Annotated in this window: 28 protein-coding genes; 13 read left to right on the top strand and 15 right to left on the bottom strand. The window is 59.8% G+C overall.

All coding sequences use genetic code 11. The features are described from left to right. Positions 1–7 precede the first annotated feature (7 nt). The 7 genes from flgK to ACA070_RS07710 form a co-directional block, all read right to left on the bottom strand. On the bottom strand, positions 8–2,068 hold the full coding sequence (gene flgK, locus ACA070_RS07740) for a flagellar hook-associated protein FlgK (RefSeq protein ID WP_497450668.1): 2,061 nt from the start codon (positions 2,066–2,068) through the stop codon (positions 8–10). Between the two features lie 23 nt (positions 2,069–2,091). After that, positions 2,092–3,390, bottom strand: a complete 1,299-nt coding sequence (gene flgJ, locus ACA070_RS07735) for a flagellar assembly peptidoglycan hydrolase FlgJ (RefSeq protein WP_497450667.1) — start codon at positions 3,388–3,390, stop codon at positions 2,092–2,094. A gap of 11 nt (positions 3,391–3,401) precedes the next feature. Then, positions 3,402–4,490, bottom strand: a complete 1,089-nt coding sequence (locus ACA070_RS07730; protein ID WP_219097715.1) for a flagellar basal body P-ring protein FlgI — start codon at positions 4,488–4,490, stop codon at positions 3,402–3,404. A gap of 27 nt (positions 4,491–4,517) precedes the next feature. Then, positions 4,518–5,213: a flagellar basal body L-ring protein FlgH gene (flgH, locus tag ACA070_RS07725; RefSeq protein ID WP_461980225.1), complete on the bottom strand. Its 696-nt coding sequence runs from the start codon at positions 5,211–5,213 to the stop codon at positions 4,518–4,520. A gap of 51 nt (positions 5,214–5,264) precedes the next feature. Beyond that, positions 5,265–6,050, bottom strand: a complete 786-nt coding sequence (gene flgG / locus ACA070_RS07720) for a flagellar basal-body rod protein FlgG (protein WP_219097700.1) — start codon at positions 6,048–6,050, stop codon at positions 5,265–5,267. Positions 6,051–6,095: 45 nt separating this feature from the next. Continuing rightward, complete coding sequence (locus ACA070_RS07715; RefSeq protein ID WP_461957767.1) at positions 6,096–6,836, bottom strand: flagellar basal body rod protein FlgF; 741 nt, start codon at positions 6,834–6,836, stop codon at positions 6,096–6,098. A gap of 388 nt (positions 6,837–7,224) precedes the next feature. Beyond that, entirely contained in the window at positions 7,225–8,790 is a 1,566-nt protein-coding gene (locus tag ACA070_RS07710; protein ID WP_497297999.1) for a sigma-54-dependent transcriptional regulator, read from the bottom strand. A gap of 420 nt (positions 8,791–9,210) precedes the next feature. Between ACA070_RS07710 and phhA the strand changes: the two genes are divergently transcribed. The 7 genes from phhA (at position 9,211) to ACA070_RS07675 (ending at position 14,544) form a co-directional block, all read left to right on the top strand. Then, positions 9,211–9,999, top strand: a complete 789-nt coding sequence (phhA, locus tag ACA070_RS07705; RefSeq protein ID WP_131061638.1) for a phenylalanine 4-monooxygenase — start codon at positions 9,211–9,213, stop codon at positions 9,997–9,999. A 102-nt stretch (positions 10,000–10,101) separates the two neighbouring features. Further along, positions 10,102–10,458, top strand: a complete 357-nt coding sequence (locus tag ACA070_RS07700) for a 4a-hydroxytetrahydrobiopterin dehydratase (RefSeq protein ID WP_123509107.1) — start codon at positions 10,102–10,104, stop codon at positions 10,456–10,458. Next, complete coding sequence (locus tag ACA070_RS07695) at positions 10,458–11,651, top strand: amino acid aminotransferase (RefSeq protein ID WP_497450666.1); 1,194 nt, start codon at positions 10,458–10,460, stop codon at positions 11,649–11,651. The genes ACA070_RS07700 and ACA070_RS07695 overlap by 1 nt, the downstream gene beginning before the upstream one ends. A 554-nt stretch (positions 11,652–12,205) precedes the next feature. Next, a complete protein-coding gene (locus tag ACA070_RS07690) occupies positions 12,206–12,589 on the top strand; it encodes a DUF6124 family protein (protein WP_497450665.1) in 384 nt (127 codons plus the stop codon). Positions 12,590–12,837: 248 nt separating this feature from the next. Then, positions 12,838–12,969, top strand: a complete 132-nt coding sequence (locus ACA070_RS07685; protein ID WP_010461912.1) for a hypothetical protein — start codon at positions 12,838–12,840, stop codon at positions 12,967–12,969. A gap of 76 nt (positions 12,970–13,045) precedes the next feature. Continuing rightward, the gene (locus tag ACA070_RS07680) at positions 13,046–13,231 is read left to right on the top strand and encodes a hypothetical protein (protein WP_497451921.1); all 186 of its coding nucleotides are present in this window, start codon (positions 13,046–13,048) and stop codon (positions 13,229–13,231) included. Positions 13,232–13,329: 98 nt separating this feature from the next. Next, positions 13,330–14,544 (top strand): MFS transporter, encoded by a 1,215-nt coding sequence (locus ACA070_RS07675; RefSeq protein WP_497450664.1) that lies wholly within the window; start codon positions 13,330–13,332, stop codon positions 14,542–14,544. Here the strand turns inward: ACA070_RS07675 and arfB are convergent. Both arfB and ACA070_RS07665 read right to left on the bottom strand, forming a co-directional pair. Further along, positions 14,541–14,954, bottom strand: coding sequence for an alternative ribosome rescue aminoacyl-tRNA hydrolase ArfB (gene arfB / locus ACA070_RS07670; RefSeq protein WP_123364512.1), 414 nt, complete (start codon positions 14,952–14,954; stop codon positions 14,541–14,543). The genes ACA070_RS07675 and arfB overlap by 4 nt on opposite strands. A 191-nt stretch (positions 14,955–15,145) precedes the next feature. Continuing rightward, positions 15,146–16,561 (bottom strand): amino acid permease, encoded by a 1,416-nt coding sequence (locus tag ACA070_RS07665; protein ID WP_497450663.1) that lies wholly within the window; start codon positions 16,559–16,561, stop codon positions 15,146–15,148. 931 nt (positions 16,562–17,492) lie between these two features. Between ACA070_RS07665 and ACA070_RS07660 the strand changes: the two genes are divergently transcribed. Further along, positions 17,493–17,630 carry a hypothetical protein gene (locus ACA070_RS07660; protein WP_010461921.1) on the top strand — a complete coding sequence of 46 codons (138 nt, stop codon included), beginning with the start codon at positions 17,493–17,495 and terminating at the stop codon, positions 17,628–17,630. A 69-nt stretch (positions 17,631–17,699) separates the two neighbouring features. Beyond that, entirely contained in the window at positions 17,700–18,665 is a 966-nt protein-coding gene (locus ACA070_RS07655) for a leucyl aminopeptidase (RefSeq protein WP_497450662.1), read from the top strand. A gap of 204 nt (positions 18,666–18,869) precedes the next feature. Here the strand turns inward: ACA070_RS07655 and rluB are convergent, their stop codons facing one another. The 6 genes from rluB to ACA070_RS07625 all read right to left on the bottom strand — a co-directional run bounded on the left by rluB (position 18,870) and on the right by ACA070_RS07625 (position 23,990). Then, positions 18,870–20,168 carry a 23S rRNA pseudouridine(2605) synthase RluB gene (gene rluB, locus ACA070_RS07650; RefSeq protein ID WP_497450661.1) on the bottom strand — a complete coding sequence of 433 codons (1,299 nt, stop codon included), beginning with the start codon at positions 20,166–20,168 and terminating at the stop codon, positions 18,870–18,872. Positions 20,169–20,324: 156 nt separating this feature from the next. Continuing rightward, positions 20,325–20,516, bottom strand: coding sequence for a DUF1289 domain-containing protein (locus tag ACA070_RS07645; RefSeq protein WP_497450660.1), 192 nt, complete (start codon positions 20,514–20,516; stop codon positions 20,325–20,327). Between the two features lie 147 nt (positions 20,517–20,663). Further along, complete coding sequence (scpB, locus tag ACA070_RS07640; protein WP_497450659.1) at positions 20,664–21,650, bottom strand: SMC-Scp complex subunit ScpB; 987 nt, start codon at positions 21,648–21,650, stop codon at positions 20,664–20,666. A gap of 11 nt (positions 21,651–21,661) precedes the next feature. Next, entirely contained in the window at positions 21,662–22,483 is an 822-nt protein-coding gene (locus ACA070_RS07635) for a segregation and condensation protein A (RefSeq protein WP_017337140.1), read from the bottom strand. Beyond that, positions 22,484–23,113 carry an L-threonylcarbamoyladenylate synthase gene (locus ACA070_RS07630; RefSeq protein WP_461988484.1) on the bottom strand — a complete coding sequence of 210 codons (630 nt, stop codon included), beginning with the start codon at positions 23,111–23,113 and terminating at the stop codon, positions 22,484–22,486. It lies immediately after the preceding gene. A gap of 13 nt (positions 23,114–23,126) precedes the next feature. Then, positions 23,127–23,990, bottom strand: a complete 864-nt coding sequence (locus ACA070_RS07625) for a PHP domain-containing protein (protein ID WP_497450658.1) — start codon at positions 23,988–23,990, stop codon at positions 23,127–23,129. Between the two features lie 87 nt (positions 23,991–24,077). Between ACA070_RS07625 and ACA070_RS07620 the strand changes: the two genes are divergently transcribed. From ACA070_RS07620 to ACA070_RS07605, 4 genes are all read left to right on the top strand, one after another. Then, positions 24,078–24,674 (top strand): septation protein A, encoded by a 597-nt coding sequence (locus ACA070_RS07620; RefSeq protein ID WP_462026127.1) that lies wholly within the window; start codon positions 24,078–24,080, stop codon positions 24,672–24,674. Between the two features lies 1 nt (position 24,675). Continuing rightward, complete coding sequence (locus tag ACA070_RS07615; protein WP_008156126.1) at positions 24,676–24,975, top strand: YciI family protein; 300 nt, start codon at positions 24,676–24,678, stop codon at positions 24,973–24,975. Between the two features lie 109 nt (positions 24,976–25,084). Next, positions 25,085–25,498 carry an SH3 domain-containing protein gene (locus tag ACA070_RS07610; protein WP_497450657.1) on the top strand — a complete coding sequence of 138 codons (414 nt, stop codon included), beginning with the start codon at positions 25,085–25,087 and terminating at the stop codon, positions 25,496–25,498. Positions 25,499–25,505: 7 nt separating this feature from the next. Beyond that, positions 25,506–26,183 (top strand): response regulator transcription factor, encoded by a 678-nt coding sequence (locus tag ACA070_RS07605; protein WP_027922300.1) that lies wholly within the window; start codon positions 25,506–25,508, stop codon positions 26,181–26,183. Positions 26,184–26,469: the final 286 nt, after the last annotated feature.

Here is a 26,469-nt window from a genome sequence, read left to right as displayed (position 1 = left end):
CGACTCCTTAAAGACTGTTGATCAGTGTGCTGAAGATTTCCTGCGCAGCCTTGATAATCTGCGAAGAGGCGGTGTAGTACTGCTGATACTTGACGAGGTTGCCGGTTTCTTCGTCGAGGTCGACCCCCGACAACGAATCACGAGCACCTTTGGCGTTGGCCAGGATGGCGGAGGTCGCAGCCGTGTCGAGCTTGCCCTGGGCAGCCTTGGCGCCCACACCTTCGACCAGTTTGCCGTAGGCGTCGGTCAGGGAAATGCCCTTGCTGGCGGTCCCTGTGTCCACGACTTGCTTGGTCTGCAGGCCCGCCAGTGCGGTACCGTTACGGTTGTCCAGGGTGCCCGCCTGGGCGAGCGAGATGTTGATCGCCGACCCCGTGCCCGGCGAGCCCGCGATGGTCATGTCGAACGCTACGGAACGCTGCACCGCAGGCGGCCCCGGGTCCATGATCGGCGCGCCGGTGGCATCGACCAGCGGAACATTCAGGCTCATGGTGTTGTTCTGGTTCGGCACAATGTTGCCGCCGCCAAGCACGTTGCCCTTGGCATCGAGCAGTTGATAGGTCTGGGTCGAACCACCGGAAGCACCGAACACCACTTTGACCGGCGTCGAGGTCTTCAGCCCGTCCTGCATGATCTTGGTGGTCGCCGCATCATAGACATCGAACTGCGTCGTCAGGGTCGGTTGACCGCTGGACGAAATGCTCAACGTGCCGCTGCCGCCCGGCGCAATGGCTGCGCTCAACGGCGCGGCAATGGCCAGACGCTTGGAGTCGGTCATCTCGGTCTTGATGTTCGTCGCCGCGTTGCGGGTCGGGGTGATCTTGAAGGTGTCGCCAGCGGCTGCAGGGCCACCGGTCAGCTTCATGGAAAAACCATCGATCACTGGCGGCGGCGTGGTCAGGGTGCTGAAGGCGCCCATGGACTGGCCGTCCGGCAGACGCTGCACGGTATAGTTGGTGCCGCTGGTGAAGGTGACCTTGTAATCGTTGATGGTCAGCTTACCGCTGTCCTCGATGCTCACATCGAAGTTGCCCGAGCCGGCGCTGTTGCCGACCGTGGCGATGCTGCGCTGAGCCATCTGCGCGGCACTGTTGATGCTGTTGAACAGGTTCGAGCCGAACTCGCCGTTCTTGTCGATGCCCTGGGCCTGGATGGTGTTCATCTGATCGGCGACGACAAGGGCCACACGCCCCAGTTCGTTCATGGCCGGGTCCAGCACGGTGTCGCGATAACGGAGCAGACCGCCCATTTCACCACCGGTCATCACCGAGGTGATGTCAACGGTGCTGCCGTTGCGATCGAGCTGGATGCCCATGCGCGAAGGATCTTTTTGGCTCGGCACCACTGACAGGGTACTTGTGGTGCCACCTATGACCAGCGGCTGGCCGCTGCCCAGGTAAACGTCGAGGTTACCGTCGCGCTCGATGACCTGCGCACCGGTGAAGGTGGAGAGCTGACGCACGGTTTCGTTACGCGCGTCGAGCAGCTCGTTCGGCATGCCGCCGGACTTGGAAACTTCGGAAATCTTCTGGTTCAACTGCGCCACGGTGGCGGCCAGTTTGTTGACCTGATCGGCCATGTTCGTCAGGTTGCCGTTGATGCTCGCGTTCTGCTGGGTCAACTGGCTGGCTACTGAGTTGAAACGGTTGCTCAAGGCCTGGGCATCGCTGAGCAGCAATTGACGCGATGCGTCGTCACCCGGCTTGGCGTTGACGTTCTGCACCGAGGCGAAGAACTTGGTCAAGGCGCCATCGAGGCCGGTGCCGCTGTCCGACAGCAAGGCATCGAGCGGGCTGATCTGCCCGGCGTACGCGGCCGCATCGCTGTTGAGCGAGGTGGTGGTCTGCAATTGCGCATCGAGGTAGCTGTTGTAGACGCGGCGTACATCGGCCAGGGTCGTACCGGTGCCAATGTAGACGCTGCCGAACTGATTCGAGGCTTTGGTACTCTGCACGGTTTGCTGGCGTGAGTAACCGGCGGTGTCGGCGTTGGCAATGTTATTGCCGGTAGTCATCAACGAGGATTGGCCAGCGGCCAGACCCGACATCCCGATATTGAGCAAACTCATGGTTCAGACCTTATGCCTTGTGCCTATAAAGGCGTAGTGGAAGCGCCCGCCGCAGCGTAGTTTTGGTAACTCGTCATCTGCTTGGCTATCTGCGAAATCTTGCTTGCGTAGGCCGGGTCTGTTGCATACCCGGCTTTCTGCAGCTCGCGTACAAACTGTTCTGGGTTATCGGCAGACTTCAGAACATCTTGATAGCGATTGTTGGATTGCAGCAAAGTCACCAGGTCATGGAAGCTGTCTTTATACGAGTCGTAGGAACGGAACTCGGCCGTCTCCTTGACCATCTCGCCATTCCTGAATTCGCTGGTGATCGCGCGCGCCGATTCACCCTTCCAGTTGCTGCTGGCCTTGATGCCAAACAGGTTGTGGCTGCTGCTGCCATCCTGGGCACGCATGACCGATTTGCCCCAACCGGTTTCCAGGGCGGCCTGGGCCACCAGGTAACGCGGATCGACGCCAATACGGTCGGCAGCTTCCTTGGCCATCGGCAGCATGGTGTTGACGAATTCGTCGGCGGAGCTGAAGGCTTTCTTCGGCGGTGCCAGTGGAATCTGAGCCATGGCGCGGCCGTAAACCTGCAGGCGTCCGCTGGATTTGTTATCGGTTGGCGAAGGCAGCCAGTCACCATTGAACAGCGGCCCGGCACCGGTCACTACCGGCGTCGCGGCGCGTTCAGGCAGCAAGGTTTTGTTCGGCGTCGCTGCGGCGGCAGTCGTTGCCGAAGGCACCAGACCGGCGAGCAAGCGATCAGCCAGTTTCGGGGGCAAGGCCAGACGGCGCTGATTGATCAGCTCCATGTCATTGTGATGGGTGCCCTCGCCTGTCGGCGCTTTTACCGAACGTGAGGCCCACAACGGACGCTGACCATTGAGCCGCGACAGCGGACCGTCGGTGGCCACGGTGCCCGCGGCAATCGGCGTCGGCACCGCGGCTTTCGCCGCTTCCTGCTTGGCGGCGGACAAGGCCGCAGCCTCGCCCGGCGCCAACGGTTTGTTCTTCGACATCTGGCGCATCAGCACGTCTGCCAGACCAATACCGCCGCCTTCGCGGGACATGGAAACGGCCAACTGCTGGTCGTACATTTCCTGGTATTGCTTGGCCGCCGGGGTGTTGAGCGGGTTGTCCTTGCCCAGCGCTTCGGTGGCCGAGCGCATGGACTTGAGCATTTCACCGAGGAACAGCGACTCGAATTCCTGCGCAACCTTGCGCATGTTGGCGTCACTGTCCTTGTCGCCGACCTTGAGCTGGTTCAAACGATTCAAGTCCGAATAGGACCCCGAATCGTTGCTGCTGACACCCAGACCGCCCTTGCGCATATCCATGGTCGCCGTCCTCAGATCACAATCAGGTCGGCTTGCAACGCGCCGGCCTGTTTCAATGCTTCGAGGATCGCCATCAAGTCACCCGGCGCCGCGCCGACCTGGTTCACCGCACGCACGATTTCGTCGAGGGTGGTGCCCGGGCCGAACTTGAACATCGGCTTGGCTTCTTGCTGAGCGTTGACCCGCGAGCGCGGCACGACGGCGGTCTGGCCATTGGACAGAGGGCCGGGCTGACTGACGATCGGGTCTTCGGTGATGGTCACTGTCAGGCTGCCGTGAGTCACGGCTGCCGGCGAAACCTTGACGTTCTGGCCGATCACGATGGTGCCGGTACGCGAGTTGATGATGACTTTCGCCACCGCCTGACCCGGGTCGACTTCAAGGTTCTCGAGGATCGACAAATAGTCGACGCGCTGGCTTGGATCGAGTGGCGCACTGACCCGAATCGAACCGCCGTCGATGGCCTGGGCAACGCCAGGACCGAGCATGTCGTTGATCTTGTCGACGATGCGCTTGGCGGTGGTGAAGTCCGAACGGTTGAGGTTCAGGGTCAGGCTGTTGCCCTGGTTGAAACCGCTCGGCACCGAACGCTCCACCGATGCACCACCGGGGATACGACCGGCCGACGGAACGTTGACGGTGATCTTCGAACCGTCGCGACCTTCAGCATCAAAACCGCCGACCACCAGGTTGCCCTGGGCGATCGCGTAGACGTTGCCGTCGATACCCTTGAGTGGCGTCAGCAGCAAGGTGCCGCCACGCAGGCTCTTGGAGTTACCGATCGAAGCAACAGTGATGTCGACCTGTTGACCTGGCTTGGCGAACGCCGGCAGATCGGCACTGATCGACACGGCGGCGACGTTCTTCAGCTGCACGTTGCCCGAACCCGGCGGCACCTTGATGCCGAACTGCGAGAGCATGTTGTTGAAGGTCTGCAGGGTGAACGGGGTTTGCGTCGTCTGGTCGCCGGTGCCGTTAAGCCCGACCACCAGGCCGTAGCCGATCAATTGGTTGGAACGCACGCCGGAAATACTGGCGATATCCTTCAGCCGTTCGGCTTGCGCGTTGAACGCAGCGGACAGCATCAGGGCGGCCACCATCAGGTGTTTAAGATTCAACGTAGCCACCTAGAAAGGGAACAGCGGGCTGAGGAAGAAACGGTCGAACCAGCCTGGCTGACTCGCATCGGCAAACGCACCGGTGCCCGAGTAGGTGATGCGTGCATCGGCGACGCGGGTCGACGACACGGTGTTGTCGGTGGCGATGTCATCGGAGCGCACCATGCCGGCAATCCGCACCAGCTCATCACCGGTGTTGAGGGTCAGCCACTTCTCGCCACGCACGGCGATGATGCCGTTGGGCAGCACGTCAGCGACGGTCACGGTGATCGAGCCGGTCAGGCTGTTGCTCTGCCCGGACTTGCTGTCGCCCTTGGTCGCGCGGTCACCTTCGTAACCTACGTCCAGGCTCAGGCTGCCGCTGCCCACCGGATCGTTGGTGCTCAGACCGCCGCCAAAAAACGAGCTCAGGCCGATGTCGGTCTTGCTGTTCTTGCCGATTTGCGAGTTGGCGTTTTTGCTGGCCTGGGTGCGCTCGTTCAGGGTGATGGTGATGATGTCACCAACCCGGAACGCCTTGCGGTCGCTGTACAGGTTCTGTTCAAAACCGGCCTGGTAGATCGAGCCGTTATTGGCGGCAGCCGGCAACGGCGTGCGCGGCAACACCGGGGCGTAGTAAGGGTCATTGGGCTTGGGCGGCGGAGCGACGCAGCCCGCGAGCACGACGACCCCACTCAGTGCCAGAACAGATACAAAGCGATTCATGACCCTACCTCACGGTGTTGCAGGCGACCTCATGGTCGCCTCATAGACTGATTACAGATTCTGCGTTACGAACGAGAGCATCTGGTCGGCGGTAGAGATCACCTTGGAGTTCATCTCGTAGGCGCGCTGAGTGGTGATCATGTTGACCATCTCTTCAACGGTGCTGACGTTGGACGTTTCCAGGGTGTTCTGCAGCGTGGTACCGAAACCGTTCAGGCCCGGCGTGCCGATTTGCGGCGCGCCGCTGGCAGCGGTTTCCAGGAACAGGTTGTTACCCACGGCTTGCAGACCGGCCGGGTTGATGAAGTCGGCGGTTTGCAGGTTGCCGATCACCTGGTTGGCCGGGTTACCCGGAACGGTGATGGACACAGTGCCGTCGCGACCGACCGTGAAGGTCTGCGCGTCGTTGGGAATGACGATGGCCGGTTCCAGGGCGAAGCCGCTGGCGTTGACGATCTGACCGTTGGAGTCGAGGTGGAACGTACCGTCGCGGGTATAAGACGTGGTGCCGTCCGGTTGCAGGATCTGGAAGAAACCGCGACCGTCGACGGCCAGGTCGAGTGGCTGCTCGGTGGTTTGCAGGCTGCCGGCGGTGAAGTTTTTCTGGGTGCCGACGATGCGCACACCGGTACCCACTTGCAGACCCGACGGCAGTTCGCTGTCCTGGGTCGACTGGGCGCCTGGCTGGCGTTTGATCTGATAGAGCAAGTCCTGGAACTCGGCGCGGTCACGTTTGAAACCCGTGGTCGACACGTTGGCCAGGTTGTTGGAAATGGTCGTCAGGTTAGTGTCCTGGGCGGACAGACCTGTTTTGGCAACCCATAGAGCCGGAAGCATTCGATTCTCCTCGTGCGCCTGTTTTACGGCGCGACGTTCTGATAATTAGCTGATCTGCAAGACCCGAGCCATGGCCTGGTCATCGTCTTTAGCGGTGTTCATCATCTTGATGTGCAGCTCGAACTGCTTCGACAAGGCCAACACCGAGGTCATCTCTTCCACGGCGTTGACGTTGCTCGACTCGAGGAACCCGGACACCAGCTTGACGCCCGCATCGGCTTGCGCCGGCTTGCCGTCCTTGGTGTGGATCGAACCGTCCAGGCCTTTGGTCATGTTCTTCAGGTCAGGGTTGACCAGTTTGATGCGGTCGACTTCAGCCATCACGCGCGGGCCTTCGCCCATCGCACGGATGCTGATGGTGCCGTCTTCGCCCACTTCGATTTGCTGCTCGGGCGGCACGGCGATCGGTCCGCCATTGCCCATCACCGGCATACCGTTGCCGGCCCGCAGCACGCCCAGGGCGTCCACGTTCAGGCTGCCGGTGCGCACGTAGCTTTCAGCGCCATCGGGGGTTTGCACGGCGATCCAGCCATTGCCTTGCACCGCGACGTCGAGGTCGCGACCGGTTTGAACCAGCGAACCGGGAGAGAAGTCGGTGGCCGGACGCTCGGTCATGGCAAACGCACGCGCCGGAAAGCTGTCACCAAACACCGGCATCGAACGGGCCTGTTCCAGGTCCTTCTGAAAACCGTTGGTGGAGATGTTTGCCAGGTTGTTGGCATGAGCCTTCTGCGCCAGTGCATTCTGGCTGGCGCCGGTCATTGCCACATAAAGGTACTTATCCACACTCTTTCCTCTGCATGCCGGACGTTTGCCGCCCACCGCTGTACTGCTGAGCGATAAGCAATTTGCAGACCAACTTTCTTTTGACGGCGCGAGGCCCGGCAAACAAAGGACTTGAGGGGTTTTGCGGGGATTGAGGGGTTTTGCGGGGATTGAGGGAAATGTATCGAAGACGAAAAACCGGCGGTGTTATGCCGCTAACGGCAAGTGTCGACCTCTTGCGCTCAACGAAACCCTTGTAGCAGCTGTCGAGCACCGCGAGGCAGCGTTCGGCGGCGCAGCCGTCGTAAAACCAGACATCGCGGTGTATCAGGAAAACCTTGCATGCCGGGTTTACGACGGCTTCGCCGCCGAACGCTGCCTCGCTGTGCTCGACAGCTGCTACGGGGACCTAGGTATTGCCGGGTTCTTTGCCGACTTCGTACTCACGCAATTTATTGGCAATGGTCGTATGGGAAACCCCCAGGCGCTTGCCCAGCTGCCGACTGCTCGGATGTTCGGAATACAAACGCTCAAGCACCGCTTTCTCAAAGCGCCCGACAATCGCATCCAGCCCGCCCTCAAGGGAGAAGTCGCCAAGCGGCTGACGCACGCCGTAATCCGGCAAGCGAATGTGCTCGGCCTTCACGGTCCCGCCCTCGCACAGGGAAACCGCCTGGAACAGCACGTTCTCCAACTGCCGGACATTGCCCGGCCAGTGGTAATGACTCAGCCGCTCCATCGCCGCCGGCGCCAGTTTCGGCAGCGGGCAACCGATCTGCCGGCTGGCCTGATCGAGGAAGTGTTCCACTAGCGGCGTCAAACCGTCGAGGCATTCACGCAGCGGCGGGATGTGTAGCGAAAGCACGTTCAAGCGGTGATACAAATCCTGGCGAAACTCACCGCGCGCGCACAACTCGGACAAGTCCACTTGCGTCGCGCAGATCACTCGCACATCCAGATAAACCTCTTCATCACTGCCTACACGGCGGAAGCAACCGTCCTGCAGGAAGCGCAGCAATTTCACCTGCAAGCGCGGGCTCATTTCCCCGACGCCATCGAGAAACAGCGTACCGCCCGCCGTCAGCTCCAGCAGCCCGAGCTTGCCTTCGGCCCGCGCCCCTTCGAAAGCACCGGGTCCGTAACCGAACAACTCGGTCTCAGCCATCGATTCCGGCAGCCCGGCGCAGTTCAGTGCCATCAACGGTGATTGACCGCGAGGGCTCGCCAGGTGGCAGGCACGCGCCAACAACTCTTTGCCGGTGCCGGTTTCGCCTTCTATCAATAGCGGCGCATCCAGCGGCGCCATGCGTCGGGCTTCGCGCACCACCGCGGCCATGACCTTGGAGCTCTGGAAGATGCTGTCGAACCCGCGCAGTTCCTGCTTGCGCACGTTATAGATACGCTCACCCACCCGATCAGCCCGGTGCAACGTCAAAACCGCGCCCGCCATCGCTTCGCTGTCGTCATGCTCTGATTGCAGCGGCGCGATGTCGGCGAGAAACACGTCGCCCTTGACCTTGACCCGCAAACCGTTGATCCGCGACTTGTTGGCGCGCACCAGCTCCGGCAAGTCGAAATCCTCGGCATACCGCGACAGCGGGATGCCCGGCACCTCATCCACCCGCACGCCCAACAACTGCGCTGCCGCACGGTTGGCCGCGACGATGGAGCCGCCCATGTCGATCGACAGCACCGGAAACTCCAAGGCGCCGAGCAAGGCATTGAGCTCCATGTGCCGACGCTCGCTGGGCATCAGCCCTACACGCTTGACGCCAAACACCCCGGCAATCGATTCGAATTTCGGACGCAACGCCTGGAATTGAATGTTGATCAGGTTCGGGCAATGCAGGTAGATCGCGTTGCCATGCTCACCGCCGACCTCGCCGCGAGCAACGTTGATCCCGTACTCGACCAGCAAGTTGAGAATGTCGCGCAGGATGCCGATGCGGTTCTGGCAGTGGACTTTGATACGCATATAAAAGGCCTGAAAAACGGTGAATGAGGTTTTGATGCCGGACGCATAACCTGTGGGGGCGGCGGTGCGGCGATCCGACTTGCTCGCGAAAGCGGTCTTTCTGGTACATCAATGTCGGATGTGCCGACGCTTTCGCGAGCAAGCCCGCTCCCACAGGGTTCTGTGCAGTGCCCTCGGCCCTGTTTATTTGCTGAGCCGCTCAGATAGTCGTCAAGATTATGTGACACCTGTGCGCCGTTTCAAACCCGCAAATCTCAATAGCTGCGCCATAGGCGCCAAACCGTAACGAATACTTTACGAAAAACGAAGATTTTTCCTACGCATACCAGCGCTCACCTGCTGCAACACCGCACGCCTTGGGGTATTTCTAAGTCCATAGCAGCACATAACAAGAACGAAATCCCCTAGCAGGAGAGCAGCATGAAGCAGACGCAATACGTGGCTCGCGAGCCCGATGCGCAAGGTTTTATCGACTACCCCGCTGAAGAACACGCGGTGTGGAACACGCTGATTACTCGTCAACTGAAAGTGATCGAGGGGCGTGCGTGCCAGGAATACCTGGACGGTATCGAAAAACTCGGTCTGCCCCACGACCGCATTCCTCAACTCGGCGAGATCAACAAAGTCCTCGGTGAAACCACTGGCTGGCAAGTCGCCCGCGTCCCGGCGCTGATCCCCTTCCAGACCTTTTTCGAATTGCTCGCCAACAAGCAGTTTCCGGTGGCGACGTTTATTCGTACCCGCGAAGAGCTGGATTACCTGCAAGAGCCGGACATTTTCCACGAGATCTTTGGCCACTGCCCGCTGCTGACCAACCCTTGGTTCGCTGAATTTACCCACACCTACGGCAAACTTGGCCTACAAGCCACCAAGGAAGAGCGCGTGTACCTGGCGCGTCTGTACTGGATGACCATCGAGTTTGGCCTGGTCGATACGCCAGAAGGCCTGCGCATCTACGGCGGCGGCATTCTCTCCTCGCCGAAAGAAACTGTTTACTGCCTGTCGGACGAGCCTGAGCATCAGGCATTCGATCCGCTGGAATGCATGCGCACGCCGTATCGCATCGACATCCTGCAACCGCTGTACTTTGTCTTGCCGAACCTCAAGCGTCTGTTTGATGTGGCTCATGAAGACATCATGAGCATGGTCAAGCAAGGCATGCAGCTGGGCTTGCACGCCCCAAAGTTTCCGCCAAAAAAAGCCGCGTGATCCGCAGCTTTTAGAATCAAGTGAGCCTGTCAGAAACCGACGCTTTGGTTTAGCGTGGAGTACTGACGGCCGATTTCCAATAATTCGATTTCAGGAATCATCATGTCCACATTGAACCAAGCCCATTGCGAAGCCTGCCAGGCCGGCGCTCCTCAGGTCAGCGACGAAGAACTGCCGGTACTGATCAAGCAGATCCCGGACTGGAACATTGAAGTACGCGACAGCGTGATGCAGCTGGAAAAAGTTTTCCTGTTCAAGAACTTCAAGCACGCGCTGGCATTCACCAACGCGGTCGGCGAAATCTCCGAGGCCGAAGGTCACCACCCTGGCCTGCTGACCGAGTGGGGCAAAGTCACCGTGACCTGGTGGAGCCACTCCATCAAGGGTCTGCACCGCAACGATTTCATCATGGCCGCACGCACTGACGACGTGGCCAAGGACGCCGAGGGCCGCAAATAATGCATTTCGACGCCATAGGTCGAGTACCCGGCGACCCGATTCTCGGCCTGATGGAGGCCTATGCGCAGGACCCTAACCCGCGCAAATTCGACCTTGGCGTGGGCGTCTATAAAGATGCCCAGGGCCTGACGCCGATTCCCCAGTCCGTGAAGCTCGCCGAGCAGCGCCTGGTGGATCGCCAGACCACCAAGACCTACATCGGCGGCCACGGCGAACCGGCGTTCGGCAAGGCGATCAATGAGCTGGTGCTGGGCGTCGATTCCCCGCTGATCGCTGAAAAACGGGCTGGCGCCACCCAAACCCCGGGCGGCACCGGCGCACTGCGCTTGAGCGCCGACTTTATCGCTCAATGCCTGCAGGGCCGTGGCGTGTGGTTGAGCAACCCGACCTGGCCGATCCACGAAAGCATTTTCGCGGCCGCCGGGGTCAAGGTCAGCCACTACCCCTACGTCGGCAGCGATAACCGCCTCGACGTCGAAGCCATGCTGGCAGTGCTCAAAGAAGCGCCGAAGGGCGATGTCGTTTTGCTGCACGCCTGCTGCCACAACCCGACCGGTTTCGATCTGTCCCATGACGACTGGCGCCGCGTGCTGGACGTGGTGCGCAGTCGCGATCTGGTGCCGCTGATCGACTTCGCCTACCAGGGTTTCGGCGATGGCCTGGAACAGGATGCGTGGTCGACGCGGCTGTTCGCTGCCGAGTTGCCGGAAGTGCTGATTACCAGTTCCTGCTCGAAGAACTTCGGCCTGTACCGTGATCGCACCGGTGCGCTGATTGTCTGTGCGAAAACCGCTGAAAAGTTAGTGGATATCCGCAGCCAACTGGCCAACATCGCCCGCAACCTGTGGTCGACGCCACCGGATCACGGTGCTGCCGTGGTAGCGACGATTCTTGGCGATCCAGAGCTCAAAAGCCTCTGGGCCGACGAGGTAGAGGCCATGCGTTTGCGTATTGCCCAGCTGCGCAGCGGTCTAGTGGAAGCGCTTGAACCCCATGGTTTGCGTGAACGCTTCGCTCACATTGGTGTGCAACGCGGGATGTTTTCCTACACCGGTTTGACGCCGGATCAGGTTAAACAGCTGCGCGATCACCATAGCGTTTACATGGTGGGCACCGGCCGGGCGAACGTGGCCGGGATCGACGCGACACGCCTGGATCTGCTGGCCGAGGCCATCGCCGAAGTCTGCAAGTAACCTCAAACACTGCAATTCTCCCTGTGGGAGTGAGCCAGCTCGCGAAGCGGAGTGTCAGTCGACATCTACATTGACTGAACCACCGCTATCGCGAGCAGGCTCACTCCCACATTTGTTTTTGTGTTGGCCCTTCCAACGAGCCAATCGATGAAGTCCCGCCCGGCCGCGTCAGACCCTTCTCAATAAATCTAAAACCATTAAACGCGATCAGCCACGGCTGTTTATCGACACGCCGTGATACGTCCCAAGGGCTACAAAACCTTGCGCCGTTGCCTACGGCTGCGCCAGAATTCGCCGGCTTGTGCGCCTGGTGCTTGCTGGGTAATTTGATTGCGTCACTGATTCCAGTGATCGAGCTTAGCGGCTCGGCTTGTCATCTACGGTTGCACATGTCGAATCCAGTCAGGCACTCGCCTGCACTTGATGGTGGCTGTGCGCATGGCACCTTCGGGTGCACCGGGTTTTAGGTGACTACCGGTCCGCTAACTTGCGCACAGCTGCCACCCTTTGCTTAGCGGCGAGAGGGTCGCAGCCTCACCAGAGGTTAGTCACCCATGTTCAAGGTCACGCCAAACCCGCCAGTCACCGAACCGGCCTCCATCACCGATCCAGCATCCCCCTACGAATGCCCTGGCTCGAAAAAATTCAACGAAGCCGCCGAGCGCGCCCTCGACTACCACCTGGGTCCACCAACCTCACAAATCATGGCGGCGCCCTACCGCCCCAATCGCCTCTACATGGCCAACCCGAAGTCCGGCAACGAATCCCTACTGGTCGACGCCAGCGAAACCCTCGGCTCAGCCAACGTCATGCTCAACGACTTCGCCGCCCTGCTCGAAGGCACCCACCGCAAAACGCTGCTAGGGATCGCCCAGATTGTCATGCTGGGAGAATTGGCGGTTAATCAGGTGCTGGATAACCTGGTGCCGACTGAGTAATACCCGCGGGCTCAAGCAATTTCCATAGTCTGCAAATAATCATTAGGCACAACACACATCCTGTGGGAGCAAGCTCGCTCCCACAGTGTTTTGTGTCGCTCTCTCCATGACCTGTCTAGACAACGCCATCCGTCGAAACAAATGGATATAAAAGTCTTTTTGTCATTTCTCCTGCTGTATCCTGCCCAAGCTTTTTAAAAGCGCGGATCTACCAGATCTATCAACAGACTTTGCGAGGAGCGCGAAACATGCACGAGATCCCTAATCTCCCCTTCCCAAGCCTGCACGAAACTGAGCAGACAACCACGCAACAAGCCGGTGCCCAACAGCCCGAGCCGAAAGAAGCCACTGAACGCCGCCAGGCCGACAGCGAAGACTGAAACACCTGCAATGCCAGACCGTGTGGAAAGCGCTAACATGCGCTTTCCACACCGCCTGAACCCCGAGTTCCACACCATGACTGATGACTTCTCTGAAACCCAGGCCAGCGTCCTGATCGGCACCGCCGAGAGGATGATCGAGATCTGGAATCGCCTGTCCCCCGAGAAACAAGCCGCATTGCTCGCCCGTTTCGGCACTGAAGAAAACGCCCTGGCCGCCCTGGTCACGACGCAATTGGTTGCCCCGCAAAAACCTGAATAACCCGCCCGGCAAATAGTTTTACTTTTCCACGCCCCGCGGCCGCTCGCGCCGCTATCATAAGCAGCCTATCTATCCCGCTTTCCCGTGGACCTTTACCCATGTCTGAAAACCAGCGCCCCCTGGCGGTCACGCTGCAAGTCGTTTCCATCGTTCTCTTTACCTTTATCGGCTACCTGAACATCGGCATTCCACTCGCCGTATTGCCCGGCTACGTCCACAGCGACCTCGGATTCGGCGCCGTGATCGCCGGGCTGGTGATCAGCGTGCAATACCTGGCCACCCTGCTCAGCCGGCCATACGCCGGGAAAATCATCGACAACAAGGGCAGCAAACTCGCCGTCATGTACGGCCTCGCCGGCTGCGGTTTGAGCGGCGTGTTCATGCTGATTTCAGCCTGGACCCAGAGCCTGCCGATGCTGAGCCTGATCAGCCTGTTGATCGGCCGCCTGGTGCTCGGCAGCGCGGAAAGCCTGGTGGGCTCCGGCTCGATTGGCTGGGGCATCGGCCGCGTCGGCGCCGCGAACACCGCTAAAGTCATCTCATGGAACGGCATCGCCAGTTATGGCGCATTGGCGGTCGGTGCGCCGTTGGGCGTGCTGCTGGTCAGTCAATTGGGCTTGTGGAGCATGGGCGTGAGCATCGTGCTGCTGGCCGTCCTCGGCCTGGCGCTGGCCTGGCCGAAAACCGCCGCGCCGATTGTGATCGGTGAACGGCTGCCGTTCATGCATGTGCTGGGACGGGTGCTGCCACATGGTTGCGGCCTGGCCTTGGGCTCGATCGGCTTCGGCACCATCGCCACTTTCATCACGTTGTATTACGCCACGCAACACTGGGACAACGCGGTGCTGTGCCTGAGCCTGTTCGGCGCCAGCTTCATCGGCGCGCGACTTCTGTTCGGCAACCTGATCAACCGCCTCGGCGGCTTCCGCGTGGCGATTGCCTGCCTGTCGGTGGAAACCCTGGGGTTGTTGCTGCTGTGGCTGGCGCCCGACGCACACTGGGCATTGGCTGGCGCAGCTTTGAGCGGTTTCGGTTTCTCGCTGGTGTTTCCGGCGCTGGGCGTGGAAGCCGTCAACCTGGTGCCCGCTTCCAGTCGTGGCGCGGCGGTCGGGGCCTATTCGCTGTTCATCGATTTGTCGCTGGGGATTACCGGGCCAGTGGCCGGTGCGATTGCCGCCGGGTTTGGTTTTGCTTCGATCTTTCTGTTCGCCGCGATTGCCGCGTTGAGTGGTTTGGCGCTGAGCGTTTATTTGTACCGGCAGGCGCCCAAGCACCTTAATGAAAAGTACCGTGAAGAACGCGACGCGCGCTAGAAATCGATCTTGCCGCGTCCAGCCTTGATGCTGCCGCGCTTGGTCTTGGACTCCAGCCGACGCTTCTTCGAACCGAGGGTCGGCTTGGTCGGGCGGCGTTTCTTCTCGACCTTGGTGGCGCTGAGAATCAACTCGGTCAGCCGCTCCAGCGCATCGGCGCGATTGGCTTCCTGCGTGCGGTATTGCTGGGCCTTGATGATCAGCACCCCTTCGCTGGTGATGCGACTGTCACGCAGCGCCAGCAACCGCTCCTTGTAGAACTCGGGCAAGGACGAGGCCGGAATGTCGAAGCGCAAGTGCACGGCGCTGGAGACCTTATTGACGTTCTGCCCACCGGCGCCTTGCGCACGAATGGCCGTCAACTCGATCTCGGCATCCGGCAGATGCACATTGTTGGAAATCACCAGCATGGAAAAGCGTCCGATATCAGGACCGCCAGAATACCCTGTAGGAGCGAGGCTTGCCCGCGAAGAAGATGCCGCGGTTCATCCGGCAAACCGCGTCATCGTTCTTCGCGGGCGAGCCTCGCTCCTACAGAGTCCTGCAGCGCGCACAAAAAACCCGGCACATTGGCCGGGTTTGTTGTTTCTGCAGACTGCGCTTACTTCGCGCTTGCCGCCTGCAACGCATGCTGAGCACTGCGCTTGTTCTTGATGCCGTAGCACACCCACATGAACGCAACCCACACCGGAATCGCATACACCGAGATCTGGATGCCCGGGATCAACAGCATCACGCCGAGGATGAACACCACGAACGCCAGGCAGATGTAGTTCCCGTACGGGTACCACAGGGCCTTGAACAATGGTGTCTGTTTGGTCTTGTCCATGTGCTGGCGGAACTTGAAGTGCGAGAAGCTGATCATCGCCCAGTTGATCACCAGGGTGGCAACCACCAGCGACATCAGCAGTTCCAGCGCGTTTTGCGGGATCAGGTAGTTCAGCAACACCGCGATCAACGTCACCGCCGCCGAAGCAAGGATCGAGCGCACCGGCACACCGCGCTTGTCGATCTTGGCCAAGGCTTTCGGCGCATCGCCCTGCTCGGCCATGCCCAGCAACATGCGGCTGTTGCAGTAAGTGCCGCTGTTGTACACCGACAGTGCCGCGGTCAAGACCACGAAGTTGAGGATGTGCGCGGCGGTGTCGCTGCCAAGCATCGAGAACACTTGTACGAACGGGCTGCCGCTGTAGGAGTCACCCGACGCGTTCAGGGTCGCCAACAGACTGTCCCACGGCGTCAGCGACAGCAGAATGACCAGTGCACCGATGTAGAAAATCAGGATCCGGTAGATCACCTGGTTGATGGCTTTCGGGATCACGGTTTTCGGCTTGTCGGCTTCGGCTGCGGTGAAACCGAGCATTTCCAGGCCGCCGAAGGAGAACATGATGATCGCCATGGCCATCACCAGACCGCTGACGCCATTCGGGAAGAAGCCGCCGTGGGCCCACAGGTTGGTCACCGAGGCTTGCGGGCCGCCATGACCGCTGACCAGCAGGTAGCTGCCGAGCGCGATCATGCCGACGATCGCCACGACCTTGATGATCGCGAACCAGAACTCGGCCTCACCAAAGACTTTGACGTTGGCCAGGTTAATCAGGTTGATCAGGACGAAGAACCCGGCGGCCGAGACCCAGGTCGGAATGTGGGGCGCCCAGTAGTGGATGTATTTGCCGACCGCGGTCAGCTCCGACATGCCCACCAGAATGTACAGAATCCAGCAGTTCCAGCCCGACAGAAAACCGGCAAAACCACCCCAGTATTTGTGGGCGAAGTGGCTGAAGGAACCGGCCACCGGCTCCTCGACAATCATTTCGCCGAGCTGGCGCATGATCATGAAAGCAATGAAGCCGCAGATGGCGTAGCCGAGGATCATCGACGGGCCGGCAGATTTCAGTACGCCGGCCGAGCCCAGGAACAGCCCGGTACCGATCGCGCCACCGAGGGCGATCAGTTGAATATGGCGATTTTTCAGGCCGCGTTTCAGCTCGCCTGAATGCGAGTTTTGTCCACTCATGAAAAGGGTCTCACGCAAGGTTTGATGATGTTCGTTAGACGTAGCTGCTCGGTTGCGATTTCAAGCAGCGCCGATCAAACCCCAGAGAAGGCAAAAGGAGTTCAGCGTTTTTACAACGGTCATGCGTCACCTGTTTGTTTTTATCTGTGACGAAATCGAACCCGACACGCTTGTGGCGCGGCGGAGTGAACAAGGCGGATAGCCTTGAGGTTTGCGCAGATGCGCAGGAGGTCACAGTTAAAACGCGGCGCATTGTACACCTGTAACCCCCTGCTGCCAGACACCGCTGGATCAGCGCGTCATTTGCCGGGATTGCCTGTGTCCGCCCCGAGGGTCTCGGGCGGCTGCAAAAATAGGGTCAGACCTTTGCGGGTCGTTGACGGAGACGACGGAAAAATCGCCCCTTGGGGAGAAGTGGAACTGGGTCACGGCGTTCATTGCGCCTCCTTCTTGTTATGCACCTGCACGACAGGCATGGGGCGCATCTCACCCTTCCGGCGCCGCTGAAACAAGCGGGCCAGAGCCTTGCAGAATCGCTGACCCGCCTATTTTCGGCAGGTTTTCCTTACACCCCTTCCGCAAGCGTCAATCCAAGGGCTTTAAGGCGCGATTCCGTCAGCTTTTCTTTACAAGCTGTAACGCATATTTTCCAAATCAGATCATTCCGTAGGACGACTGCAAATTGACGGTAGGAAGCTTCCTAAGGAAAAGGTCAAGTTAGTTTTTTGTTTTTTATCGATAAAAGCCTCGCTAAAAAACAGAATAAAAAGTTCAATTAAATCTAATTTGATTATTTTTTTGCAATTTAAAAATCTCTGGACTAGGTTTTCAGCGACTTGCCGAGACGCATCGACCGGCAAGTTGGCGGGTTATTCAATGACTGAAAAACACGCCGCTGCACTTACCGAAAAAGTCATCTAGGAGATTCACAATGCAAGCACTTGAAAAAGACTTGGAAACTGAACTGCAACTGGACGATTGGTTTGAAGCACCGACCCATGAAGCCGCCGTTGAAATGATGCAAGCCGATGCGGTCGTTCCGTTCGGCACGGCGATGTGGCCGTTGTAAGACACCTCGGCAGGCATGATCCGGCCGGTTGTGCCTGCCACTTTTTCTCGGTTTGTCAGGGAGGACTACATGGATAAGCAACGCGCCATTTCGCATTTCCTTTACTACCTCGAACACCACCCTGCCCTTGCCGGCATCAACCCGGCGAAGGTTTTGCTCGGCCACACGGCTGATTACGAGGCACTGACCGGCGCCATCGCCGAACAGGCCGGTGACAGTCTGTCCTTCCATTTCAGCGCCATGCGCCTGGACCTCGAACCGACCGAAAGGCTGGCCCAGGCGATTGCCGACAGCGATCTGTACATTTTCTTCTACGACTCTTCCACCTTGCCCAATCCTCGCCCCGACGGCCCGGAGTTTGTCCGCGCGCTGCAAGGCGTGATGGCCGAGAACTGGAAGAAGTCGCTGCTGTTCAAGGATTACGGCGATTACTTCTACGACACTTTCAGTGTTACCCCGCAGCGGATTGCTGGGCTGAACAGCCACTTGATCCAGCGCATGTCTCACGCCACCACGTTAAGTTTCAAAGATGATCACGGCTCGTGGTTCGAAACGCCGATGCATAGCATCAAGAAGTGGACCGACATCAACGGTGTCGGCAACTTTGACCTGGCGCCCGGTGAAATTGCGACGCACAGCGAAGCGATAAACGGCCAGGTGAAGTTCATGGGGACTTTCCTCAGCACCATTCCATTTGCCCGCAAGTACGGGGTGCTGGATTCGCCGCTGGAGTTGTGGATCGAGAACTCGACCATCCGCAAGATCGCCACGGATGTGCCGGGGTTGGAACATGACTTCAACAAGTACCTGGAGGCCAATCCGTCGAATCGGCGCATTGAGGAGTTGGGGATTGGCACCAACGAAGGCGTGAAAGCGTTGTATGCGCGCAATGCCGGGTTTGAGGAGCGCCATTGCGGGCTGCATTTGGGGTTGGGTGGTGGGGCCAAGGGCAGCCATCATCTGGACCTGATCTTCTCCAGTGGCGTGTTGGCGCTGGATGATGAGCCTGTGTTTGATGGGCGGTTTGTGTTTTAGCCACAAAGTTGGCGATGCCGCTACTGACCTCATCGCGAGCAGGCTCGCTCCCACAGTGGACCGAGTTCTCAGGAAAGAATGCGATCTAATGTGGGAGCGAGCCTGCTCGCGATGAGGCCAGTAGCAGCACCCCATCATTTAAGGACAGACCAAAAAAAAAAACGCCAACCCGAAGGTTGGCGTTTTTTATGCGGCGCTTACCGATTACTCAGGCTTGCGACGACCAAAGCCCGGACGCTGGCCCGAACCGGCTGGCGCGCCGCGACGCTTGCCCGATGGCGCGTCCTTGTTAACCAGAACGATGCCTGGGCGTTTCTTCGCCGGTGCCTTGGCCGGGCGCTTGGTGTCGGAAGGACGGTCTGCCACTGGCGTACCGCGACCCGACTCACCACGAGACTCGCCACGACCGGCTGGAGCACCGCGATCGCTACGACCGCCGCTTGGCGCACCGCGGCCTTCGCCGCGCTCGGTGCGACCGTTGGCCGGACGCGGCGTGCGTGGACCGCGCTCGCCGTCAGCACGAGGTGCTGCAGGTTTGCGGGCTGGACGCTCGCCTTCGATATGCGGTTCACGAGTATCACGTGGAGTAGCAGCGGTCTGGTTGCCGATGGCTGGACGCAACGAACGCACGCGCTCGGTCTTGCCCATCGGACGCGACGATTTACGCTGCATGCGGTCGAGCTTGTCTTTGCTCTTGGCGTTCATCTGCGGCATGGCCACAGGCGTCAGGCCGACTTCAGCACTCAGAATGTCGACTTCGTACTGGCTCATTTCGCGCCAGCGACCCATCGGCAAGTCGGAGTTAAGGAACACCGGACCAAAACGCACGCGCTTCAGACGGCTGACCACCAGGCCCTGGGATTCCCACAGACGACGAACTTCGCGGTTGCGACCTTCCATCACCACGCAGTGGTACCAGTGGTTGAAACCTTCGCCACCTGGGGCTTGCTTGATGTCGGTGAACTTGGCCGGGCCGTCTTCGAGGACGACGCCTGCTTTCAGACGTTCGATCATCTCGTCATCGACTTCACCACGCACACGAACCGCGTATTCACGGTCCATCTCGTAGGACGGGTGCATCAGGCGGTTGGCCAGCTCACCGTCGGTGGTGAACATCAGCAGGCCGGTGGTGTTGATGTCCAGACGACCGATGTTGATCCAGCGACCTTCTTTCGGGCGCGGCATCTTGTCGAAAACAGTCGGACGGCCTTCCGGATCAAGGCGCGTGCAGATTTCGCCGTCCGGCTTGTTGTACATGATCACGCGGCGGACCGACTCGGCGGCCTCTTCGCGCTTGATCACCTTGCCATCAATGGTGATGGCGTCGTGCATGTCGACGCGCTGCCCGAGGGTGGCGTCTTTGCCGTTGACCTTGATGCGGCCGTGGCTGATCCAGGCTTCCACGTCACGGCGCGAGCCGACGCCGATACGGGCGAGGACTTTCTGCAGTTTTTCGCCTGCTGGGCCGATTTCCTGGTCGTCTTTCTGGTCGTTGATACTCATCTGGGCACCTCCCGGTGTGGTCTGTTCAGGCGGCCCTGAATTGAGCGTCCTGAAGCGATGTAAAACCTGTACTTGGCGAGGGGATCGCCGAAGGGTCGCGAATCATACGCTCATGGGAGCGTTTGCGCATCCAGAGACTAGCTGATGATTGCCTGCTTATTTGCTTTTACGCCGAACGGCACCGCCGAGTTTGATCAACCGCAGCGAGGATTCGGCGAGAACGGAGCGCTTGTCAGTCTTGTCGAGTTTCTTCCAGGCCTTGATCTCACGCTTGCTGCGACCGCAGCCGAGGCAGATGTCGTCGGTGAATTTGCAAACGCTGATGCACGGGTCTTTGGTTGAGCTCATCAAATACTCCAGTCAACACAAAACCCCTGTGGGAGCTAGCCTGCTAGCGATGAGGGAGTTTCAGTCGACATCATTGTTGCCTGACACTCCCTCATCGCTAGCAGGCTAGCTCCCACAGGGGGGCCTTCTTTGCCTACGGGATTTGGGTCAGTCGTCGAATTCGCGGCGTTCGGCCTCGATCGCTTCGGCGAGGGCCCGGGCTTCGGCTTCTTCGTCGCTCAATTCGGGCTCGGGCTTGTGTTGTTCAAGAGCGGCGACAGCGGCGAGGAGTTTCTCGCGTGCCTCGGCAACACCGAGCACGTCGTCTTCAAGCTCTTCTTCCGGCTCTTCTTCGACTGTGGCTTCGGGCTCAACGTGAAGTTCAACTTCGATGCCGGGTTCCGGCTGATCCAGCACCTCTTCGGATTCCACCACAGCACTATCGCGCAAGATGTCATCAAAGTCGGTCTTGATCCCCTCCTCCATGGTGTCCAGTTCCAGCAACAGCGTATGGAAACTGGTTTCTTCCTTGGGCTCTTCCGGCTCGGCGCTGGCGTCCGCCAGTTCTTGCAGGCTGGCCGGAACCGGTGCGTCGTCGAAGTCGAGTACCGGGTCAGGCTCCATCTCTCGCAGTTCTGCCAGGGGTGGCAAATCGTCGAGGTTCTTCAGGTTGAAGTGATCGAGAAACGCTTTGGTGGTGGCGAACATCGCCGGTTTGCCGGGCACATCGCGGTAACCGACGATGCGGATCCACTCGCGCTCCAGCAAGGTTTTGACGATGTGCGTGTTGACCGCCACACCTCGCACGTCTTCGATCTCGCCCCGGGTGATCGGCTGGCGATAGGCGATCAGGGCCATGGTTTCGAGCATGGCGCGGGAGTACCGCTGCGGACGTTCTTCCCACAAACGGCCTACCCACGGCGAGAACTTTTCGCGGATCTGCAAGCGATACCCGGAGGCCACTTCCTTCAGTTCGAAGGCGCGACCGTCGCAGGACTTGGCGAGAATCGTCAGGGCTTTCTTGAAGACTGGCGGCTCCGGCCGCTCGCCCTCTTCGAAGAGTTCGAACAGGCGTTCAAGCGATTGCGGTTTTCCCGAGGCCAACAGAAAAGCTTCAAGCAGTGGCGCCAGCTCGCGGGGTTCAGTCAGGTTCATGATTCAACTCGTTATTCGGCTCGGGCTCGCACGTGGATCGCCGCGAACGGCTCATTCTGCACCAGCTCGACCAAAGATTCCTTGACCAGTTCGAGGATCGCCATAAAGGTCACCACCACCCCCAGACGTCCCTCTTCAGCGGTGAACAGCTCGACAAAGGGCACGAAACCGCCGCCCTTGAGCCGTTCCAGCACATCGCTCATGCGTTCCCGGGTGGACAGCGCCTCACGGCTGACCTGGTGGCTTTCGAACATGTCGCCACGGCGCAAGACTTCGGCCATGGACATCAGCAACTCTTCCAGGCTCACGTCCGGCAACAGCTTGCGCGCCCTGGCTTCCGGGGCGTCGAGCTTGGGCACCACCACGTCGCGGCCTACGCGGCTCAGGCCATCGATGCCTTCAGCCGCGGCCTTGAAGCGTTCGTACTCCTGCAAGCGACGGATCAGTTCGGCGCGCGGGTCGTCTTCTTCGTCTTCGATGGTCTCGGCACGCGGCAGCAGCATCCGCGATTTGATCTCGGCCAGCATCGCGGCCATCACCAGGTACTCGGCGGCCAGCTCCAGGCGCACCGACTGCATCAACTCGACATAACCCATGTACTGGCGAGTGATTTCCGCCACGGGGATGTCGAGGATGTTGATGTTCTGTTTACGGATCAGGTACAGCAGCAAGTCGAGGGGGCCTTCGAAGGCTTCGAGAAAAACCTCGAGCGCATCGGGCGGGATGTACAGGTCCAGCGGCATTTCCATGACCGCCTGGCCATAGACCATGGCGAAGGGCAGCTCTTGCTGGGCTCCGGCCTGACTGTCGACAACGGGTTCTACTGCAGACATCTACGCCTCGGCCATGAACGGCGCAGGGTCGCCGCAACCAACGCGGATCACTTCCGGTTCGCCGTCGGCGAGGTTAATCACGGTGGACGCCTTGATCCCGCCGAAACCGCCGTCGATGATCAGGTCGACCTGATGCTCAAGCAACTGGCGCATTTCGTAAGGATCGCTCATCGGGTCGGTGTCGCCGGGCATGATCAGGGTCACGCTCATCAATGGCTCGCCGAGTTCTTCCAGCAGCGCCAGGGCAATCGGATGGCTCGGCACTCGCAGCCCGATAGTGCGTTTTTTCGGGTGCAACAACAGCCGCGGGACTTCGCGGGTGGCGTTGAGAATGAAGGTGTAAGGCCCCGGCAAGTGCGCTTTGAGCAGGCGGAAGGTGCCGGTGTCGATCTTGGCGAACAGCCCCAGTTGCGAGAGGTCGCTGCAAATCAGGGCGAAGTTATGCTTGTCATCCAGTCCGCGCAAACGGCGTACGCGTTCCACGGCAACCTTGTCGCCGATCTGGCAACCAATGGCGTAGGACGAGTCTGTGGGATAAATCACCACCCCGCCTTTGCGGATGATCTCGACAGCCTGTTTGATCAGGCGCGCTTGCGGGTTTTCCGGATGAATCTGGAAAAATTGACTCACATTCTCTACCTGTTCAGACGACGGCAATAATTGGGTCATGTTTGAATCGACACCACAGTGGTGGCAGATCCTCCGGAAGCGGGCGGTATTCGCCGATCTCGGACCAGCCTCCAGGGCCATGAAAATCACTGCCGGCGCTGACCAGCAGACCGAATTCGCGGGCAAGAATCGCCAGGCTGCCCACTTGCTCGGCGGGCTGATGGCCATTGACCACTTCAATGGCGTGGCCCCCGGCTTGAATATAGTCAGAAATCAGGCGGCGACGCTTGCTGCGAGTGAAATCGTAGTGCCACGGATGTGCCAGGCTGACCCAGGCCTTCGCGGCGCGAAGGGTTTCGACCGTGTCTTCCAGGGTCGGCCAGTGCTGTTTGACGTCGCCCAGCTTGCCGGCGCCCAGCCATTTACGGAACGCTTCGGCGCGATCCTTTACGAAACCTTCACGCACCATCCAGTCGGCGAAGTGCGGACGGGCCGGCGCATTGCCGCTGTCGCCCAGCTCCTGCTGGATCGCCCGGGCACCTTCGAGCGCTCCCGGCATGCCTTTCAACGCCAGCTTGCGGCTTATTTCTTCGGACCGTAACCAGCGGCCATCGTGCAATTTGGCGATTGCCTCGACCAACGGTGCAGCATTGACATCAAATCCGTAGCCGAGCACATGAATGGTCGCGCCGCCCCAGGTGCAGGACAATTCGACGCCATTGACCAGTTGCATCCCGAGTGCCGTCGCGGCACTGCGGGCTTCATCGAGGCCCTCGAGGGTGTCGTGATCGGTCAAGGCCAGGACTCGCACGCCTTTCTCGAACGCACGCGCAACCAGAACTGCAGGCGCGAGAGCGCCATCGGAGGCGGTGCTATGGCAGTGCAAATCGACATTCACGGGGATGTGTTACCTCAAATCAGCTGGCGCTATCGCGCGCCCATATGTTTGTTATTATGCCGCCACATCCTGCTTCTGGCTGCCACTGTGAAACAATTCATCGATTTCATCCCGCTCCTGCTGTTTTTCATCGTTTTCAAAATTGATCCACGGGTCGTCGACATCGGCGGTCATCAACTGACTGTAGGCGGTATTTACAGCGCCACCGCGATGCTGATCATCAGTTCCCTGGTGGTTTACGGCGCGCTGTTCATCAAGCAGCGCAAGCTGGAGAAGAGCCAGTGGCTGACCCTCATCGCCTGCCTGGTCTTCGGTAGCCTGACCCTGGCGTTCCACAGCGAGACCTTCCTGAAGTGGAAAGCGCCGGTGGTCAACTGGCTGTTCGCCCTCGCGTTCATTGGCAGCCACTTCATCGGTGATCAACTGCTGATCAAGCGCATCATGGGCCACGCATTGACCCTGCCGGATCAGGTCTGGACGCGCCTGAACATCGCCTGGATCGGCTTTTTCCTGTTTTGCGGTGCCGCCAACCTGTTCGTCGCGTTCACGTTCCAGAGTTACTGGGTCGACTTCAAAGTCTTCGGCAGCCTGGGCATGACGCTGCTGTTCCTGGTCGCCCAGGGCATTTACCTGTCCCGCCACCTGCACGACGCCGATACCACCACGCCAAAAACCGAGGACTGACATGCTTTACGCAATCATTGCCACAGACGTCGCCAACTCCCTGGAAGCCCGCCTGGCCGCACGGCCTGCCCACCTTGAGCGCCTGCAAGTGCTCAAGGGCGAAGGCCGTATCGTGTTGGCCGGCCCGCACCCGGCGGTCGACAGCAATGATCCGGGCGCGGCGGGTTTCACCGGCAGCCTGATCGTCGCCGAGTTCGATTCCCTGAGCGCCGCCCAGGCCTGGGCCGATGCCGATCCGTACATCGCCGCAGGTGTCTACGCCAACGTTTCGGTCAAGCCGTTCAAGCAAGTACTGCCGTAAAACTCCTTTGCGCGGTGAACCTTGTCGGTTCATCACGCTCTCAACGCTCATTATTCTCGTTCAGCGGCCGACAACCTGCCCAATACTCGTATTGGAATCAGGAGTGGCGATGCGCAAAGGTCCGTTGTGTCTGATGTTGGTGACGTTGTCGATGGTGGCCCCTGCCCACGGTGAAGAAAGTGCCGAGGGCGGCAGTTCGACGCCGCTGTCGCTGAGCGCCGGCAGCCAGATCACCGAGTTGCAGCAACGCTTGAAGGCAAGTGAGCTGCAAAGAGAAGAACTGAGCAAACAACTGCAAAATACCGATAGCGAACGCGAAAGCGCTCAGCTGAGCCGGTTGCGCCAAGAGAATCAGCGCCTCAAGCTGCAACTCAAGGAAGCCCAGGCCAGCAACCCGCTGCCACGCTTGCTGACTGATCAGCAGCAATGGTTCGTCATCGGTGGCGGAGTTGCGCTATTGGCCCTCCTCTGCGGTATCTTCGCCAGTGGTGCCACCAGAAAACGTCGGCAATGGCTAAATTGAGTGAGTGATGAGCGAGCTGTTATTAATTGATGATGACCAGGAGCTGTGCGAGCTCCTGAGCAGTTGGCTGAGCCAGGAAGGCTTTCAGGTCCGTGCCTGTCACGACGGCCAGAGTGCTCGCCGTGCGCTGGCCGAAACCTCCCCCGCCGCCGTGGTGCTGGACGTGATGCTGCCGGACGGCAGCGGTCTGGAACTGCTCAAGCAATTGCGCAGTGACCATCCGGACCTGCCGGTGCTGATGCTTTCTGCGCGTGGCGAACCGCTGGACCGCATCCTCGGCCTGGAACTCGGCGCCGACGACTACCTGGCCAAGCCGTGCGACCCACGGGAACTGACAGCCCGTCTGCGCGCCGTATTGCGCCGCAGTCATCCGGCGGCGGTGTCCAGTCAGCTTGAACTGGGCGACCTGTGCTTCAGCCCGGTGCGCGGCGTGGTCAGTATCGACGAACAGGAATTCACCCTCACCGTCTCCGAAAGCCGTCTGCTTGAAGCCCTGCTCAAGCAACCCGGCGAGCCGCTGGACAAACAGGAACTGGCGCAAATCGCCCTCGGCCGCAAGCTGACCCTGTACGACCGCAGCCTGGACATGCACGTCAGCAACCTGCGCAAAAAAATCGGCCCGCACCCCGACGGCCGCCCGCGTATCGTTGCCCTGCGTAGCCGCGGTTACTACTACAGCCTCTGAAACCAAACACGATCCCTCGTAGCAGCTGTCGAGCCCTGGCGAGGCTGCGTTCGGCGGCGAAGCAGTCGTAAAACCTGAGTACGCGGGTTACCTGGAAAACCGCATCGCCTGATTACGACGGCTTCGCCGCCGAACGCAGCCTCGCCGGGGCTCGACAGCTGCTACAGGTCCGGTGTTTTGACGGCTGCATTTGTCAGGTTGGCCAGAACGCCTCTTTACCCAAGCTTTACGCTTCGCTGACCGCCGCTGACCTTGATCTCCGTAATCTGAACTCATCCGGAACGTA

The organism is Pseudomonas sp. LBUM1678 (genome assembly GCF_059695575.1).
The sequence above is the reverse complement of the archived record's forward strand: the minus strand, read 5'-3'. Positions and strand labels throughout refer to the sequence as shown.

What these genes read in the sequence shown, in the direction of transcription:
- ACA070_RS07730 (WP_219097715.1), bottom strand. Translation starts at nt 4,490, where the DNA reads ATGGTGGCCGCCCTGATGCTGTCCGCTGCGTTCAACGCGCAAGCCGAA.
- flgJ (WP_497450667.1), bottom strand. Translation starts at nt 3,390, where the DNA reads ATGGATATGCGCAAGGGCGGTCTGGGTGTCAGCAGCAACGATTCGGGG.
- flgG (WP_219097700.1), bottom strand. Translation starts at nt 6,050, where the DNA reads ATGCTTCCGGCTCTATGGGTTGCCAAAACAGGTCTGTCCGCCCAGGAC.
- scpB (WP_497450659.1), bottom strand. Translation starts at nt 21,650, where the DNA reads ATGAACCTGACTGAACCCCGCGAGCTGGCGCCACTGCTTGAAGCTTTT.
- ACA070_RS07685 (WP_010461912.1), top strand. Translation starts at nt 12,838, where the DNA reads ATGCACGAGATCCCTAATCTCCCCTTCCCAAGCCTGCACGAAACTGAG.
- ACA070_RS07610 (WP_497450657.1), top strand. Translation starts at nt 25,085, where the DNA reads ATGCGCAAAGGTCCGTTGTGTCTGATGTTGGTGACGTTGTCGATGGTG.
- ACA070_RS07645 (WP_497450660.1), bottom strand. Translation starts at nt 20,516, where the DNA reads ATGAGCTCAACCAAAGACCCGTGCATCAGCGTTTGCAAATTCACCGAC.
- arfB (WP_123364512.1), bottom strand. Translation starts at nt 14,954, where the DNA reads ATGCTGGTGATTTCCAACAATGTGCATCTGCCGGATGCCGAGATCGAG.
- flgH (WP_461980225.1), bottom strand. Translation starts at nt 5,213, where the DNA reads ATGAATCGCTTTGTATCTGTTCTGGCACTGAGTGGGGTCGTCGTGCTC.
- ACA070_RS07615 (WP_008156126.1), top strand. Translation starts at nt 24,676, where the DNA reads ATGCTTTACGCAATCATTGCCACAGACGTCGCCAACTCCCTGGAAGCC.
- flgK (WP_497450668.1), bottom strand. Translation starts at nt 2,068, where the DNA reads ATGAGTTTGCTCAATATCGGGATGTCGGGTCTGGCCGCTGGCCAATCC.
- ACA070_RS07655 (WP_497450662.1), top strand. Translation starts at nt 17,700, where the DNA reads ATGGATAAGCAACGCGCCATTTCGCATTTCCTTTACTACCTCGAACAC.
- ACA070_RS07700 (WP_123509107.1), top strand. Translation starts at nt 10,102, where the DNA reads ATGTCCACATTGAACCAAGCCCATTGCGAAGCCTGCCAGGCCGGCGCT.
- ACA070_RS07605 (WP_027922300.1), top strand. Translation starts at nt 25,506, where the DNA reads ATGAGCGAGCTGTTATTAATTGATGATGACCAGGAGCTGTGCGAGCTC.
- ACA070_RS07660 (WP_010461921.1), top strand. Translation starts at nt 17,493, where the DNA reads ATGCAAGCACTTGAAAAAGACTTGGAAACTGAACTGCAACTGGACGAT.
- rluB (WP_497450661.1), bottom strand. Translation starts at nt 20,168, where the DNA reads ATGAGTATCAACGACCAGAAAGACGACCAGGAAATCGGCCCAGCAGGC.
- phhA (WP_131061638.1), top strand. Translation starts at nt 9,211, where the DNA reads ATGAAGCAGACGCAATACGTGGCTCGCGAGCCCGATGCGCAAGGTTTT.
- ACA070_RS07680 (WP_497451921.1), top strand. Translation starts at nt 13,046, where the DNA reads ATGACTGATGACTTCTCTGAAACCCAGGCCAGCGTCCTGATCGGCACC.
- ACA070_RS07690 (WP_497450665.1), top strand. Translation starts at nt 12,206, where the DNA reads ATGTTCAAGGTCACGCCAAACCCGCCAGTCACCGAACCGGCCTCCATC.
- ACA070_RS07675 (WP_497450664.1), top strand. Translation starts at nt 13,330, where the DNA reads ATGTCTGAAAACCAGCGCCCCCTGGCGGTCACGCTGCAAGTCGTTTCC.
- ACA070_RS07665 (WP_497450663.1), bottom strand. Translation starts at nt 16,561, where the DNA reads ATGAGTGGACAAAACTCGCATTCAGGCGAGCTGAAACGCGGCCTGAAA.
- ACA070_RS07695 (WP_497450666.1), top strand. Translation starts at nt 10,458, where the DNA reads ATGCATTTCGACGCCATAGGTCGAGTACCCGGCGACCCGATTCTCGGC.
- ACA070_RS07635 (WP_017337140.1), bottom strand. Translation starts at nt 22,483, where the DNA reads ATGTCTGCAGTAGAACCCGTTGTCGACAGTCAGGCCGGAGCCCAGCAA.
- ACA070_RS07710 (WP_497297999.1), bottom strand. Translation starts at nt 8,790, where the DNA reads ATGCGTATCAAAGTCCACTGCCAGAACCGCATCGGCATCCTGCGCGAC.